We start from the raw sequence: 14,744 nt of genomic DNA on the forward strand, positions 1-14,744 counted from the left end.
CCGTAGGGTGCGTGCTTGCACGCACCATGGTCCGCCTCAACAAAGGTGCGTGCAAGCACGCACCCTACGCGTCGTCGTCCCGCTCGGGTGCGCTCAGAGCCTGGAAACCCGTCTTCTGACGGTCGGTCCACAGCAGGTGCAGCGTCAGGCCATTTTCGCCGCTTTCCTCGCGCTCGACGACGCCTGCCTCGTGCAGCCAGGCCCGGCGGCGGCCGTCCGAAAAGGGAAGCACGACCAAGGCAGATGTCTTCGGCTCATCCAGGGCTTCGGTCAGATGCGCGTCGATGGCGGCGACCAGGTCGTCCAGGCCCTCGCCGCTCAGGGCACTGACGGCCTGGATGCCCTGGGTGCGTGCATCGGTGCGGCGCAGCGCGGCGCGCGTGTCGGCGGACAGCGCGTCGATCTTGTTCCACACCTCGATCAGGGCCACGTCCTCGTCCACGCCCAGGCTTTCAAGGATCTCGGCCACGTCGGCGGCCTGTTCCTCGGTCTCGGGGTGGCTGATGTCGCGGACGTGCAGGATCAGGTCTGCTTCCAGAACCTCCTCCAGCGTGGCGCGGAAGGCGGCGACCAGTTCCGTGGGCAGGTCGCTGATGAAGCCCACGGTGTCGGACAGGATGATCCTGCGCCCCTGCCCGCCCCCGGCGCCCGGCAGGCGGATCGCCCGCATGGTCGGGTCCAGCGTGGCGAACAGCATATCCTTCGCAAGAACCTCGGCCCCGGTCAGGCGGTTGAACAGCGTCGATTTTCCGGCGTTGGTATAACCGACAAGGGCCACGATGGGATAAGGCACCTTGGCGCGCGCGGCGCGGTGCAGCGTGCGCGTCTTGACCACCCGTTCCAGCTGGCGGCGAAGGCGGGTCATCTGTTCGTCGATGGCGCGACGGTCGGCCTCGATCTGCGTTTCGCCGGGACCGCCCACGAAGCCCAAGCCACCGCGCTGCCGTTCCAGGTGGGTCCAGGCGCGGACCAGCCGCGTGCGCTGATAGGACAGCGCGGCCAGTTCCACCTGCAACACGCCTTCGCGGGTGCGGGCCCGGTCGGCAAAGATTTCCAGGATCAGCCCGGTCCGGTCCAGCAGCTTGACGCCCCAGTCCTTTTCCAGGTTTCGTTGCTGCACCGGGGATACCGGGCCATCGACCAGCACCAGATCAACCTCGGCCGCGGCCAGCCTTTCGCCGATTTCAGCCAGCTTGCCCTTGCCGAACAAACGGCCCGGATCGGGCTTGCGCAGGCGCACGACCTCATCGCCGGTTATCTCGATGCCCGGCAGGGCATGGGCGAGGGCCACGGCCTCGGCCAGGGCGTGCTCGGGTTCGCGCCGCTGGTTGCGGGCGGCCAGATCGGGATGGATCACATAGGCACGGGTTGGCCGTGCCTCGGTCGCGGTAAGTTCCGCCAATCAGTCCTCGCCTTCATAAAGCGAAATGGGTTGGCCCGGCATGATCGTGCTGATGGCGTGCTTATAGACCAGTTGGGACTGGCCGTCGCGGCGCAAAAGCACGCAGAAATTGTCGAACCAGGTGATGACCCCCTGTAATTTGACGCCGTTGATCAGAAAGATCGTGACGGGCACCTTCGCCTTGCGGACATGATTGAGAAACGCGTCCTGCAAGTTTTGCTTGTCGCCAGCCATTCTTTTTTCCGTTTTTAACTGTCCCGGTCGGAACTCACCATTATGCGGTTGATGGGACGCTTGCAAGCGCCCGAGGTTTTCGGCGCTCAACGCCTCCAGAACTGCGGCGAAAACAGCGCAAGGACCGCCAGCGTTTCCATGCGCCCGACGATCATCGCACCGGCCAGCACCGCCTTGGTAAAGGGGGGAAGCCCGGACCACCCTTCCCACGGGGCAGAGGCAATGCCCGCCGTCGCCTGGAACGCCGGGGTCAGCGGGATCGCGGCGGCCAAGGGGCCGGTATTGGTCAGCGCGGCGATGGACAGGATCGTCGCCGTCTCGATCTCGATCCGCTGGATGGAGACCAGGGCCACCACGGCGGCGATGGATGTGGCGAACAGCATGAAGAAGATGAAGGCTAGGTATGCCCCCTCGCGCCGCAGCCGCCGCGCGATCTGCCCGCCGCCGGCGACGGAATTGGGATGGACGATCCGTTCCATTTCCCGCTGCCCATGCCGGGCCAAGGCATAAACGCGCAGCAGCTTGACGCCCCCCGCCGTGGTGGCGACCCCGCCCCCCATCATCGCCAGCCCCGCCAGGATCAGACCGGGCGAGGTCAGGCCCGACCAGGCCCGCGCGCCCTGCCAATCGATCGAGGTCCACCCCGTGGTGGTCAGATAGCTGAGACCGTTGAACAGCCCGCCCCAAAAGGCTGCAAGCCCGTTCCTGAGGTCATACAGGATCTCGGACGAACCATCCGGCGCACGGGCGCTTTCGATGGCGCCCAGGAAATGCCGGGCGAACAGCGACAGCGCGACCAGGGCCACGAAACCGCCCGCCATCTTCAGTTCGGGATCGTCGATCAGCCGGTCGCTGGCGCGCAATTCGCCGCCACCGGGCCAGAAGCGGCGCGACAGGGCCGGGATCAGGAACAGAAAGACCGCCATTTCGCCTGCGAGGCCCGAACTGGTGCCGGGGGGGCCGAGGACCGGGGAAATCCCGCTGGTGGACAGCGTGCCCATGGCCCGGCACAGGGCGATCAGCCCGGGATCGCCCAGCATCAGCAGGATCAGCCACAGGGCCAGGGTCAGGCCTGCATAAACGGGAAAGACCGCGATCGCGGACCGCATAAGCCGGTAATGGGGATGGAAAAGCACCGTCTGGAAACCGGGGGCCGACAGGTGGGGGTTCCTGTCCAGCGGATCGGCAGACCGGGGCAGGCGTTCGTAATGCTCGCGCCGCCCATAGGGTTGGGCCATGATCTCGAAGCCGCCGATGTGCAGGGGGGCCAAGATCGCGGTCGCGGCGACCAGGATGAAGAAGCCCCCCATCCAGCCCGCCATCGCGCGCCACAAGTGCAGGGGCATGGGCAGCAGGTCGGCGGAATAAAGCGATGCCCCGGTTGTGGTCAGCGCCGAGGTCATTTCCCACCAGGCGTTGAACAGGCCCGTGTCGGGCATGGCCTCGGCGAAAGGGACTGCCATGATCAGCGGCATCCCCGCATAAGCCGCCAGCATGGTCAGCAGTGCGTCACGCGGCCGCGCCTGATGCGGATTAGCGGATGTCGCCAGCCCGATCAGCCCCGCCATGACCAGCACCAGCAGTCCCGAGTAAAGGAAGATGCGCGCCAGTTCGTCGTTGTTGTTGACCGAGGCATAGGCCGCGGGCAGCATCATCGATGCCCCGATCATCGCAGCCAGCAGGACAAACAGCGGCAGGCGCAGCAAGGCGTTCATGGCCGGTCAGAAAAAGTCGATCGAGACCTGCAACAGGCGCTCGACTTCTGGGACGTCCTTGGTCAGGGCGAACATCAGGATCACGTCGCCCTCCTCGATCCGGGTGTCGGGTGCGGGCTTGACGATGCGGTCGCCCTTTTGCACGGCGCCGATCAGCACGCCTTCGGGAAATTCGATGTCGCGGATCGCCCGGCCCGATATGGGGGACGTGGACAGGGCCTGAGCCTCGATCACCTCGGCCTCGGCATCGCCGATGGAATAGATGTCGCGCACCCGGCCATGGCGGATATGGCGCAGGATCGTGGACACGGTGGTGGCGCGCGGGTTGATATAGGCGTCGATGTCCAGCACATCCATCAACGGCACCATGGTCGGATCGTTGATCAGCGCAATGGCCAGCTTGGCCCCCGCCTGCTTGGCGCGGACCGATGCAAGGATATTGGTCTTGTCGTCGTCGGTCACCGCCAGCACCGCGTCGGCGGTGGGGACGGCGGCTTCCTCCAGCAATTCGGCGGACAGGCCGTCGCCGTTCAGCACGATTGTCCGTTCCAGCCGGTCGGCGGCATATTCGGCGCGGGAACGGTCGCGTTCGATCAGCTTGGCGCGGATTCGATCGGGCCGTGCCTCCAACGCCTGCGCCACGGCCAGCCCCACATTGCCCGCGCCGATGATGGCGATGCGTTCCTGCTTCAAGGGCGGCTTGCCAAAGATTTCCAGCGTGCGGCCCACATCCTCGCGATGGGCAAAGACATAGATCTGGTCGTGGGCAAACAATTGGTCCCCCGGCTCGGGCGCGAACAGCCGCGTCTGGCGGCGCACGCCCACGACGATGGCGCGCAGGGTGGAAAACAGCTCGTTCAACTGCCGCAGAGGCGTGTTCAATGCGGGGCAGTCATCCTCCAGCAGGATGCCCAGAAGCTGCACCTTGCCGCCCATGAAGGTTTCCACGTCAAAGGTGGACGGCGCCGACAACCGTTGCAGGGCCGCATTCGCGACCTCTCGTTCCGGGCTGATCACCACGTCGATGGGCAGGTGGGACGTGCTGTAAAGATCCGAATAGATCGCATCCAGATAGGCGCTGCTGCGCAGGCGCGCGATCTTGCGCGGCACCTGGAAGATCGAATGGGCAACCTGGCAGGTGACCATGTTCACCTCGTCCGAATGGGTCGCGGCGATGATCAGGTCGGCATCGCGCGCCCCTGCCTGGTCCAGAATGTCGGGATGGCTGGCAAAGCCCGTGACGCCCTGCACGTCCAGGGCATCCGTGGCGCGGCGGATCAGGTCGGCGTTGTTGTCGATGACGGTGACGTCGTTCCTTTCGCCCGACAGATGGCGGGCAATCTGCCAGCCGACCTGACCCGCGCCGCAGATGATGATCTTCATGGCCGTTCCCTTGCCGCCCGCAGTGCTGCGTCACGCCATGCCTATGCCGATGGTCTGCGGCGCGCAACTGCCCTGCGGGCGGGATCGCCTGCGCCTATTTCCCCATCAGCATTTCATCCTCGGCCCGCATCCCGCCGACGACACCCAGCGATTTCAACTTGCGGTGCAGGGCGCTGCGTTCCATGCCCACGAACTGCGCGGTGCGGCTGATATTGCCGCCGAAACGGTTGATCTGGGCCACGAGATATTCGCGTTCGAACATCTCGCGCGCCTCGCGCAGGGCCATGGCGGTGATCTGGGGGCCCAGCGCAAGGGCGTCGCTGTTGTCGGGCGTGGCGCCCTGGGGTTCCAGTTCGGCGGGCTGGATCGGGCCGGTCCCCTCGGCCAGGATCAGGACGCGCTCGATCACATTGCGCAACTGACGGATGTTGCCGGGCCACCGCATGGATTGAAGGGCGGCATTCGTTTCCTCGGGCAGATCGCGCGGGGTCAGGCCCTGCGTGCGGTGGCAGATGTCGATGAAATGGCGCGCAAGCAGGGCAATATCGTCGCGACGTTCCGCAAGCGACGGCACCGCCACCGGCACCACGTTCAGCCGGTCGTAGAGTTCCTGGCGGAACCGGCCCGCAGCGATTTCCGCCGGAAGGTCACGGTTGGTCGATGAAATTACCCGCAGATCGACACGCACCCGATCCGCGCCGCCTGCCCGCACGAATTGCTGTTCTGTCAGAACGCGCAGGATTTTCGGCTGCGTTCCCATGGGCATATCGCCCACTTCGTCGAAATAGATGACGCCGCCGTGGGCCTGTTCCAGCAGGCCGGGTTCGATCCCGCGTTCGGGCGTTTCGCGGCCGAACAGAACCTCCTCCATCCGTTCTGGCTCGATCGTGGCGCAGGGAACCGTGACAAAGGGCGCGCTCGCGCGCGGGCTGTGGGCGTGGATATAGCGGGCGGCCATCTCCTTGCCGGTGCCCGGCTCGCCTGCCAGCATGACGCGGCCATTTGATTTCGCCACCTTGTCCAGGGCGTCGCGCAGGCGCTTGAAGGCAACGGAATGACCCAGCATTTCCGCCACCCGGTCGCCGCCGCGCCGCAGGGTGCTGTTTTCGCGGCGCAGCCGGCTGGTTTCCATGGCGCGGTTCACCACCACCATCAACTGGTCGATGTTGAAGGGCTTTTCGATGAAGTCGTAGGCGCCCTGCTTGATCGCGGCCACCGCGATCTCGATGTTGCCGTGGCCGGAAATGATGATCACCGGCACGTCGGGATTGTTGCGCTTGACCTGCTTGAGGATGTCGATCCCGTCCATCCGGCTGTCCTTCAGCCAAATGTCCAGAACCATCAGCGCAGGCTGGCGGTCATTGAGGGCGGCAATCGCCTCGTCCGAATTCGCGGCCAGGCGCGTCTCGAACCCCTCGTCCTTCAGGATATCCGCGACCAGTTCGCGGATATCGCGTTCGTCGTCAACGATCAGGATATCGCTCATATCGGTGCTGCCTCATCTTCTTTTGTTTTTGTCTTGCGTTGTGCGCCGCGCACGGGATGGCGTTCCCGCGGCAGGCGTATTTCGGCCATCGCCCCCTGCCCATCCGGCCTGTCGGACAGGGACAGGCTGCCGCCGTGTTCCTCGACGATCTTCTTGACGATGGGCAGGCCCAGCCCCGTGCCCCCGGATTTCAGGGTCACATAGGGTTCGAACAGGCGCGACCGGTCGGCGGGCAGGCCGGGGCCGTTGTCGGAAATGCGGATCGTCACTGCATCGTGGTCGGCCTGCATGGCGACGGCGACCCTTGCCGACCAGCCTTCCGGCGGATTTCCCCGAACTTCGTCAACGGCTTCCCCCGCGTTCTTCACCAGGTTCGTGAAAGCCTGCCGCAGCATTCCCGCGTCGCAATCGACGATCACCGGCTCGGCGGGGATCTGCGTGGTCAGCGCGCCTTTCAACGCGTCCTGTTGCAGCAACGCAACCTCGCGCAGCAGCGCGGCAAGATCGGTTTCCGCGCGGTCGGGTTCGGGCATCCGGGCAAAGCGGCTGAATTCATCCACGATCCGGCGCAGATCGCCCGTCTGGCGGATGATGACATCGGTGTACTGGTCCAGGGACGCCTTGTCCTCGGGCGATGCCAGCTTGCCGAACTTGCGGCGCAGGCGTTCGGCGGACAACTGGATCGGCGTCAGCGGGTTCTTGATCTCGTGCGCCACGCGCCGCGCCACGTCGCCCCAGGCCGCCATGCGCTGCGCGGTCACAAGCTCGGTCACGTCGTCAAAGGCCACGACATAGCCTTCAAGATCGCCATCGGTGCCGCGACGGACGGCCATGCGGACCAGCAGGCTTTCGACGCGGCCTTCGCGCATCAGCCGCACCTCGTCCTGGACGGTTTCCGCCACGGATGCGGACAAGCGGTCGAACAAGGGTTCGAATTCCGGCACCAGCTCGGACAGAAGGGCGTCGATGTCGCGCTTGGGATCCAGGCCCAAAAGGCGGCTGGCGGACCGGTTCACGAAGTCGATTTCCCCCGCTGCGTCCAGCCCGATCACCCCCGATGTGACGGACGACAGCACATTGTCGAACAGCCGCCGCTGTTCGTCGCTGATGCGATAGCTGTCGATCAACTCCTCTCGCTGGGCCTTCAACTGGCGGGTCATGCGGTTGAAGGACTGGCCGAGGGTCTGGATCTCGTCCCCGGTGTCAGGTTCGGGCACCTGCACATCCAGGTTTCCATGGCCCACCTGTTCGCTGGCAAGCGCCAAAAGCCCGATAGGCCGTGACAGGCGGGATGCGAACCACAAGCCCAGCATCACGGCGGCAGCAACCAGCAGCAGCGCGAAGGCCAGATAGACCAGCGAGAATTCGAACAGAACCTGGCTGCGGGTTTGTTCCAACTGGCGATAGCTGCCGACGGTCGCGCGCGTGTCGTCCACCAGGCCCAGCAGGGCGCCGTCCACGTCGCGCGTCACATACAGGTAACGGTCGGCCAGCGGCGGCAGGGCCACCAGGGCGCGGAACTCGTTGTTGTCCCAATCCTCGATCAGCGCGACGCCCTCGGATTGGGCGCGGTCCAGATCGGCGCTGCCCGGCGCCTCGTACCAGAACAGATAGGACCGTTCGCCGCGCGCGCGGATTTCGCCGGTGCCGCTGATGACATAGGCCTCGCGCAGGCCCCGCTGGATCAGCCCTTGGCCTTGGACCAGAAGCTGGCGCATTTCCCCGTCCTCGATCATTGGGTTGGCGCGTCCGGCCTGGGTCAGGATATTGGCCAAGGCACGCGCATCCTGGGTCAGGTCGCGGCGATGTTCCTCCTGATAGGCCTCGGCGGCGGCCTGGGATGTCGTGACCACCTGCTGCACCCGGCCCGAGAACCAGCCCTCAAGCCCGATATTGACCAAGAAGCCCGCGAACAGCGCGACCAGCACCGTGGGGATCAGGGCCAGCCCGGCAAAGACCAGCACAAGGCGCGCGTGCAGCCGCGATCCGGCGGCGGTCTTGCGCCGCGCGGTGATCAGCCGGGCCATGCGCAGGACGATAAAGCCGATCAGCACGATCAGATAGGCCAGATCCAGCAGCAGGATCAGCCGCAGCATCCGGCTTTCGGCGCCTTGGGCCAGCGGCCCAAGCACGGTCATGGTGGCGCCCGCCAGCATCATCCCGATCACCAGCACGCCAGCGGCCAAGGCCCCCCGCCAGTGACGCGGCAATGTGATGCTTGCGAGCCTGTCCCAGCTCAGCCCTGACGTGGCGCCTGCCATTGCCCCCACCTGCCGTCTGACGCGGCTTTCTGTTGCAGCGCCGATACGCTGACGCTGCCCCCTGTGGCGGTTTTACATCAGTTTGCGGCGCCGTGTCACCTCGATATTCAGATCGGTCAGCTTCTTGCGCAGGGTATTGCGGTTTATTCCCAACAGATCGGCGCATCTAAGCTGGTTGCCACCGGTGGCGTCCAACGCAACCTGCAGCAACGGGCGCTCGATCTCGTGCAGGATGCGATCATACAGGCCCGGCGGCGGCAGGCTGTCGCCGTGCAGGTCGAAATATCGTTGCAGATGCGCCTGGACCGAATCCGACAAGGGGCCGTTGCCGCTGCCCAGGTGAAAGCCTGCTGCGGGGCTGTCGGCGGCCAGAGGCGCCACCGGCATCGGCGTGACAGGGAGGGCGGCTGCGCGGGTGCCGCCCCCCTGGCTCAGCGCCTCGCGCATCTCGGGGGCGGTGATGGTGGGGCCGCTGGCGGTCAGGGCCAGGCGGCGCATCATGTTTTCCAGTTCGCGCACGTTGCCGGGAAAGGCGTGCGCGCGCAAAAGGCTTGCCGCATCGTCGCCCAGGGTGCGGTCGGGCAGGCCCTGGGTCGCGGCGCGCGCCAGCAGATGGCCTGCCAGCGGCAGGATGTCATCGACCCGGGCGCGGAGCGGCGGCACCGTCACCGTCACCCCTGCCAGCCGGTAGTAAAGATCGGACCGCAGCCGCCCTGCCGCCACGTCGGCTTGCGGGTCCGGCCCGGTGGTTGCTACGATGCGGGGTGCCATGGCGCGGTCGGGTCCGCTTTCCAGCGATTCGATCAGACCGATCAGGCGGGCCTGCGCGGCGGGATCGAAGCCCGCCGGATTCTCGATGACGATCGTGCCGCCCCGCGCCTTGTCGGCGGCGCGGGTGATGGCCTCGTCCCCGGCATCCGCGGATGTCAGGATCGCCAGACCATTGTCGCGGCGGTCCGACAGGTCGTGGAACGACCGCGCAATGGTGGTCTTGCCGACGCCGGGCTCGCCTGCGATCAACACCGGCAGGTCGGCGTTCAGGATGCGGGCCACCATGCGGAACAGGGCCTGCATCGCGGGCGCATGGCCGATCAGCGGCATGGCCGGATCGGCGGCGGGGCGCGGGGCCAGGGTGATGTCGGGCACCGGATCCGACTTGCGCGGGCGGCGCGACAAGGCCTGGTTCGCCTTGGCCATCAGGTCCGGCAGGTCAAAGGGCTTGGGCAGGTATTCAAAGGCCTCCGCCTCGGTCGCGCGGATCGCGGTAACGATGGTGTTCTGGGCCGAGATCACGATCACCGGCAGGTCGGGGCGCACCTCGCGGATGGCGGGGATGCGGTCGATGCCGTTGCCGTCAGGCATCATCACGTCGGTGATGACCAGATCGCCGCGTCCTTCCTCCACCCATTTCGACAGTTGCGCCAGGCTGCCCGTGGCATGGACCCGGCAGCCGGCGCGGGTCAGGGCCTGGGTCAGCACCGTGCGGATGGTGCGGTCGTCGTCGGCGATCAGAACGGTTCCGTCCATGGCGTCGGTCCTTATGCCTTGGGCAATGAGATGCGGAAAACGGTGCGGCCAGGGCGGCTGTCCACCCGGATCAGCGCGCTGTGGTCGGTGATGATCTTGCTGACAAGCGCCAGGCCCAGCCCGGTGCCGTTTTCCCGGCCCGAGACAAAGGGCTCGAACACCTGGTCGGCGATGGCGGGGGGCAGGCCGGGACCGTTGTCCTCGATCTCGATCTGCAAGGGCAGCGGGCGGCCGGTCGGGTCAGCCTCGTCGGGGGGCAGGCGCAGGGTATGGTCGTAAAAGCTGCGCAGCCGGATCGCCGGGCGGTCGGTGTCCGTCAGCGCCTCGGCCGCGTTCTTGACCAGGTTCAGGCAGACTTGGGTCAACTGGTCGGCATCCGCCAGCGCCTCGGGCAGGGAGGGGTCGTATTCCGCAACAATGCTTATGGATTTTGCAAATCCCACCGTTGCGGACCGGCGCACCTTTTCCAGCACGTCATGGACGTTGATCGCGCGCAGATTGGGGGCCGAGGTGTCGCCGAACCGTTCCACCTGTTCCAGCAGCGACACGATGCGGCGCGATTCGCTGACGATCAGCTCGGCCATCTCGCGGTCCTCGGGCGTGGCGTTCATGCCGATCAGCTGGGCCGCGCCCCGAATGCCGGCCAAGGGATTCTTGATCTCGTGCGCCAGCATTTCCGCCATGCCGATGGCGCTGCGTGCGGCGGTGCGCACGGCGCGGTTTTGCGACTGCAAGCCCGCCTCGTCCTGCGGCACCAGCAACAGGGTGACGGCCCCGCCCACCTGCGCCGCCGGCCCTGCATGGACCAGGGCGCGGCGTTCCTGATGGCCGCCCGCGCGGTCGCCGATCTCGAATCGGACATTGGGCTGATACAGCGCCTCGTCGCTGTGGACGACGCGAAAGACCAGCGGCGACAAGGACGGATGGATGCGCAGCCGCGTCTGCATCTCGTCCCCGTCCAGCGGCCGCCCGACGGTCGAGTTGCGGGACATATTGAGCCAGACTTCCGCTGCGTCGTTCATGGCGGCGACACGGCCTTGATCGTCCAGCACCAGGGCGGGCAGCGGCAGGCTGTCCCAGCCCGGGCCGGGATGCACTTCGTCAAACCCGGCCGGGCTGTGCCGGGTCATGCGGCCACCGGCGCATCAGCAAAGGACAGGCGGATCAAGGCCAGGGTTTCGGCAGGGCTGCCCGCGCGCAGCATCCGGTCGCGCAAGGGCGCCCCGTTCGCATCGGCATACCAACCCAGATGCTTGCGCGCGACGCGCAGGCCCAGGTCGGTGCCATAGAAATCCAGAATATCCTCGTAATGCTCGGCCACCGCATCGGCCAGGGTGTTCCCCTGCGGAACATCCGGCGCGGGGCTGCCCACCAGGTCATGGGCGATCTGCGCCAGCCGCCAGGGCGCGCCCTGCGCCCCCCGCCCGACCATCACCGCATCGGCGCCCGATGCCGCAAGCGCCGCGCGGGCGGATGCCCCGTCCACCACGTCGCCATTGGCGACCAGCGGCGGGCGGCCCGGCAGGTTCGCCACCGCCCGGATCCGCGTCCAGTCGGCCTGGCCCTTGTAGAACTGCGCCCGCGTCCGGCCATGCACCGTCAGCATCCTGACACCAGCGTCGCGCGCACGCCGGGCCAGATCAGGCGCATTCAGGCAATCGTCGTCCCATCCCAGCCGCATCTTCAGCGTCACGGGCACCGAGACCGCCCCCACAACCGCATCGATCAGGGTCAGCGCATGATCCAGGTCGCGCATCAGCGCCGCGCCCGACAACCCGCCCGTCACCTTCTTGGCCGGGCATCCCATGTTGATGTCGATGATCCGCGCACCCATTCCCTGGACGATGCGGGCGGTTTCCGCCATCGCCCCGGCCTCGCGTCCGGCGATCTGCACGCTGACAGGCAACGCGCCTTCGGTCAGCGCCTTGGCGCGGACCGCGGCGCGGGTGGACGGGCGCGGCGTCACCATCTCTGTCGAGGCGACCATCTCGCTGACCATCAGCCCCGCGCCGCATCGTGCAACGGCCCGGCGAAACGGCAAATCGGTGATTCCCGCCATGGGCGCAAGAAACACCGGCGGGCCAAGCCGCGTATCGCCAAGAATGATGGGGTCGCCAATCTGCATGACCTGTTCCTTCGCCCTGCCCCGAGCCGCCCGCAAGACGGCGTTGCCGACCGGATATGCCGCATATTCGACCATTCGCGTCCTTGCCTGAATTTATCGCAGATTGCCTGTTGAATAGGCAATGCCCGCCTGGGACAAGGTGTCGCCAAGATCCCATCCGAGTGTCGCAATCCGAATGGTCTTTGGCCATCCAAATGCTTAGATGGTAGTTAAAATACAAGGGGGACTCATGTTCCTGTCGGTCTTCGATCTGTTCAAGGTGGGCGTCGGCCCCTCGTCGTCCCACACCATGGGCCCGATGGTCGCGGGTGCGCGCTTTCTGGACGAGTTGCGTCGGCAACCGTTCCGGGCGCAGGGGCTGAAAGCCAGCTTGCATGGCAGCCTCGCCTTTACCGGCAAGGGTCATGCCACCGACCGCGCGACGATCCTGGGCCTTGCGGGGTTCGTCCCCGCAACCCTGGATGCCGAGGCTGCCGAGGCTGCCCTGGCGCGGAACCGCGAAACCCATGTCCTGTCCCCCGAAGGCTTGGGCGATCTGGTCTTCGATCCCGACCGCGATCTGCGCTTCGATTTCGACCACGCGCTGCCCGGCCATGCGAATGGCATGACCCTGTCGGCCACGGACGCACAGGGCGACGTGATCTTCCACCGCATCTATTATTCCATCGGCGGTGGCTTCGTCTTGACGGACGAGGAACTGGCCGGAAAGGGAAACGAAAAGCGCAGCGACGACGCACCTGCGGTGCCCTTTCCCTTTGCAAGCGCCGCCGAGATGCTGGCCATGGCCAAGGCGTCGGGCAAAAGCATCGCGCGGATGAAGCACGAGAACGAACGGGTTTACCGCAGCGATGCCGAGATCCGCGATGGCCTGATGCGAATCTGGCAGGTCATGCGCGACTGCATGGACCGGGGGCTGACCACCGACGGCATCCTGCCCGGCGGGCTGTCGGTCAAGCGCCGCGCCAAGGCGATCCATGAAAAGCTGCTGGCCGAACGCGGCATGAACCTGACCGCGCCCCATGTCATCAACGACTGGATGTCGACCTATGCCATGGCCGTGAACGAGGAAAACGCGGCCGGCGGCCAGGTCGTGACCGCCCCCACCAACGGCGCGGCGGGAACGGTGCCTGCCGTGATCCGCTATTGGCTGGACCATGTGCCGGGCGCATCCGAACGCGACATTCCCGAATTCCTGCTGACGGCTGCGGCGATCGGCGGTCTGGTCAAGCACAACGCCAGCATTTCCGGCGCCGAGGCGGGCTGCCAGGCCGAGGTCGGCAGCGCCTCTGCCATGGCAGCGGCGGGATTGGCGGCGGTTCTGGGCGGCATCCCCGAACAGGTGGAAAACGCCGCCGAGATCGCCTTGGAACATCATCTGGGCATGACCTGCGATCCCGTGCGCGGCCTGGTGCAGGTGCCTTGCATCGAACGCAACGGGCTTGGCGCGATCAAGGCGGTCAGTGCGGCCAGCCTGTCGCTGCGCGGCGACGGCACGCATTTCGTGCCACTGGACGCCGCGATCGAGACGATGCGCCAGACCGGCCGCGATATGTCGGACAAATACAAGGAAACTTCCCTGGGCGGCCTGGCGGTCAACGTCCCGAATTGTTGATGGTCAATCCGGCGGGCAGTCGCCGCAGCGTTCCGCGCGCGCTTGCCCCGCCGCCCGGCGGTTGCTAACGCTGGCGCGACAGTGATCCCCAAAGAAGGCTGACCGATGACCCCGCGTCTTGCATTCATCGCGCTGATGACCCTGCCGCTTGCCGCCTGCGATGGCGCGAACCTTCCCGGCCTCCGCACGGCCGAGCCTCAGGTCCAGGGACACAAAGGCCCGCCGGGCGTGTCGCCGCTGGAACAGCCCATCGAAACCGGGGCCGAAATCCGCCCCGTTTCCACGGCCGAGGCCACCACCTATAATACCGCAGCCTTCAGCGCGCGCGGAAACGAGCCGTTCTGGGCCGTCGATGTGGCAGGCAGCACCGCGATCTACAAGACGCCCGACAACCAAAAGGGCCGCCCAATCCGCGTGAACCGCCTGGCCTTTGCCCAGGGCGTCGAATACGTGGGCGTTCATGCCGGCCGTCCCTTTGTGCTGAACATCCGCGCGGCGAAATGCGAGGACAGCATGTCCGGCCAGGACTTTCCCTTTACCGCGCGCCTGACCGTGTCGGGCAATTCGGAAACAGGTTGCGCAAGCGCGGCCACCGCCGAGGTCGCTCAGGCAGTCGCCGCCATCCGCGCACCTGCCCCCGCCGCGCCGCGTGCAGCGCCCGTGGCGACCCGTCCGGCGGCCACCCGCCCTGCCGCAGCACCTGCGGCAACGCCTGCCCCGGCCTCGGAAACGCCTGCCGCCGCAAACCCGGCGATAACCCCTGTGCCGGAAGCCGCGACCCCCCCGGCTGCGCCTCCGGCGGCAAGCAGCACCCCTGCGGCCCCGGCATCCGAAGGCACCGCCGACCTGCCGCCGCCGCCCGCCGCCGACGCCCCGGCGGCCACGCCCATCGTCCCGGAACTGCGCACCCTGCCGCCTGCCGGAACCACTGGCGCAACGACCACGACCGAACCCGCCGAATGACGGATTGACCGCCCTGCGGCATCCGGGACGCACCAT

The 14,744-nt window shown here is 66.7% G+C and carries 11 protein-coding genes; 2 read left to right on the forward strand and 9 right to left on the reverse strand.

From position 1 onward, the window contains the following. Window positions 1-64: 64 nt before the first annotated feature. The 9 genes from hflX to dusB all read right to left on the reverse strand — a co-directional run bounded on the left by hflX (window position 65) and on the right by dusB (window position 12,133). On the reverse strand, window positions 65-1,402 hold the full coding sequence (hflX, locus tag Q5701_RS12010) for a GTPase HflX (RefSeq protein WP_306751217.1): 1,338 nt from the start codon (window positions 1,400-1,402) through the stop codon (window positions 65-67). Beyond that, complete coding sequence (gene hfq / locus Q5701_RS12015) at window positions 1,403-1,636, reverse strand: RNA chaperone Hfq (protein ID WP_020949330.1); 234 nt, start codon at window positions 1,634-1,636, stop codon at window positions 1,403-1,405. It lies immediately after the preceding gene. Window positions 1,637-1,722: 86 nt separating this feature from the next. Continuing rightward, window positions 1,723-3,351 (reverse strand): potassium transporter TrkG, encoded by a 1,629-nt coding sequence (locus tag Q5701_RS12020; protein ID WP_306751224.1) that lies wholly within the window; start codon window positions 3,349-3,351, stop codon window positions 1,723-1,725. 6 nt (window positions 3,352-3,357) lie between these two features. Further along, on the reverse strand, window positions 3,358-4,734 hold the full coding sequence (gene trkA / locus Q5701_RS12025; RefSeq protein ID WP_234855391.1) for a Trk system potassium transporter TrkA: 1,377 nt from the start codon (window positions 4,732-4,734) through the stop codon (window positions 3,358-3,360). Window positions 4,735-4,828: 94 nt separating this feature from the next. After that, window positions 4,829-6,220 (reverse strand): nitrogen assimilation response regulator NtrX, encoded by a 1,392-nt coding sequence (ntrX, locus tag Q5701_RS12030; protein ID WP_306751226.1) that lies wholly within the window; start codon window positions 6,218-6,220, stop codon window positions 4,829-4,831. Next, window positions 6,217-8,481 carry a sensor histidine kinase NtrY-like gene (locus Q5701_RS12035; protein ID WP_306751227.1) on the reverse strand — a complete coding sequence of 755 codons (2,265 nt, stop codon included), beginning with the start codon at window positions 8,479-8,481 and terminating at the stop codon, window positions 6,217-6,219. The genes ntrX and Q5701_RS12035 overlap by 4 nt, the downstream gene beginning before the upstream one ends. Window positions 8,482-8,553: 72 nt before the next feature. Continuing rightward, entirely contained in the window at window positions 8,554-10,008 is a 1,455-nt protein-coding gene (locus Q5701_RS12040; RefSeq protein ID WP_306751228.1) for a response regulator, read from the reverse strand. Between the two features lie 11 nt (window positions 10,009-10,019). Continuing rightward, a complete protein-coding gene (locus Q5701_RS12045) occupies window positions 10,020-11,138 on the reverse strand; it encodes a two-component system sensor histidine kinase NtrB (protein WP_306751230.1) in 1,119 nt (372 codons plus the stop codon). Then, window positions 11,135-12,133 (reverse strand): tRNA dihydrouridine synthase DusB, encoded by a 999-nt coding sequence (dusB, locus tag Q5701_RS12050; protein WP_306751231.1) that lies wholly within the window; start codon window positions 12,131-12,133, stop codon window positions 11,135-11,137. The genes Q5701_RS12045 and dusB overlap by 4 nt, the downstream gene beginning before the upstream one ends. A gap of 229 nt (window positions 12,134-12,362) precedes the next feature. Between dusB and Q5701_RS12055 the strand changes: the two genes are divergently transcribed. Further along, window positions 12,363-13,745: an L-serine ammonia-lyase gene (locus Q5701_RS12055; RefSeq protein WP_306751232.1), complete on the forward strand. Its 1,383-nt coding sequence runs from the start codon at window positions 12,363-12,365 to the stop codon at window positions 13,743-13,745. Between the two features lie 105 nt (window positions 13,746-13,850). After that, window positions 13,851-14,708, forward strand: coding sequence for a COG3650 family protein (locus Q5701_RS12060; RefSeq protein WP_306751234.1), 858 nt, complete (start codon window positions 13,851-13,853; stop codon window positions 14,706-14,708). The last annotated feature ends 36 nt before the right edge of the window (window positions 14,709-14,744 follow it).

Origin of the sequence: Paracoccus actinidiae, from assembly GCF_030863885.1 — a bacterium.
In the GTDB taxonomy this organism is placed as follows: domain Bacteria; phylum Pseudomonadota; class Alphaproteobacteria; order Rhodobacterales; family Rhodobacteraceae; genus Paracoccus; species Paracoccus everestensis.

Excerpts from the sequence above, each read along its gene's own strand:
- hfq (WP_020949330.1), bottom strand. The coding sequence starts at position 1,636 with ATGGCTGGCGACAAGCAAAACTTGCAGGACGCGTTTCTCAATCATGTC.
- Q5701_RS12055 (WP_306751232.1), top strand. The coding sequence starts at position 12,363 with ATGTTCCTGTCGGTCTTCGATCTGTTCAAGGTGGGCGTCGGCCCCTCG.
- ntrX (WP_306751226.1), bottom strand. The coding sequence starts at position 6,220 with ATGAGCGATATCCTGATCGTTGACGACGAACGCGATATCCGCGAACTG.
- Q5701_RS12035 (WP_306751227.1), bottom strand. The coding sequence starts at position 8,481 with ATGGCAGGCGCCACGTCAGGGCTGAGCTGGGACAGGCTCGCAAGCATC.
- dusB (WP_306751231.1), bottom strand. The coding sequence starts at position 12,133 with ATGCAGATTGGCGACCCCATCATTCTTGGCGATACGCGGCTTGGCCCG.
- Q5701_RS12045 (WP_306751230.1), bottom strand. The coding sequence starts at position 11,138 with ATGACCCGGCACAGCCCGGCCGGGTTTGACGAAGTGCATCCCGGCCCG.
- Q5701_RS12060 (WP_306751234.1), top strand. The coding sequence starts at position 13,851 with ATGACCCCGCGTCTTGCATTCATCGCGCTGATGACCCTGCCGCTTGCC.
- Q5701_RS12040 (WP_306751228.1), bottom strand. The coding sequence starts at position 10,008 with ATGGACGGAACCGTTCTGATCGCCGACGACGACCGCACCATCCGCACG.
- trkA (WP_234855391.1), bottom strand. The coding sequence starts at position 4,734 with ATGAAGATCATCATCTGCGGCGCGGGTCAGGTCGGCTGGCAGATTGCC.
- Q5701_RS12020 (WP_306751224.1), bottom strand. The coding sequence starts at position 3,351 with ATGAACGCCTTGCTGCGCCTGCCGCTGTTTGTCCTGCTGGCTGCGATG.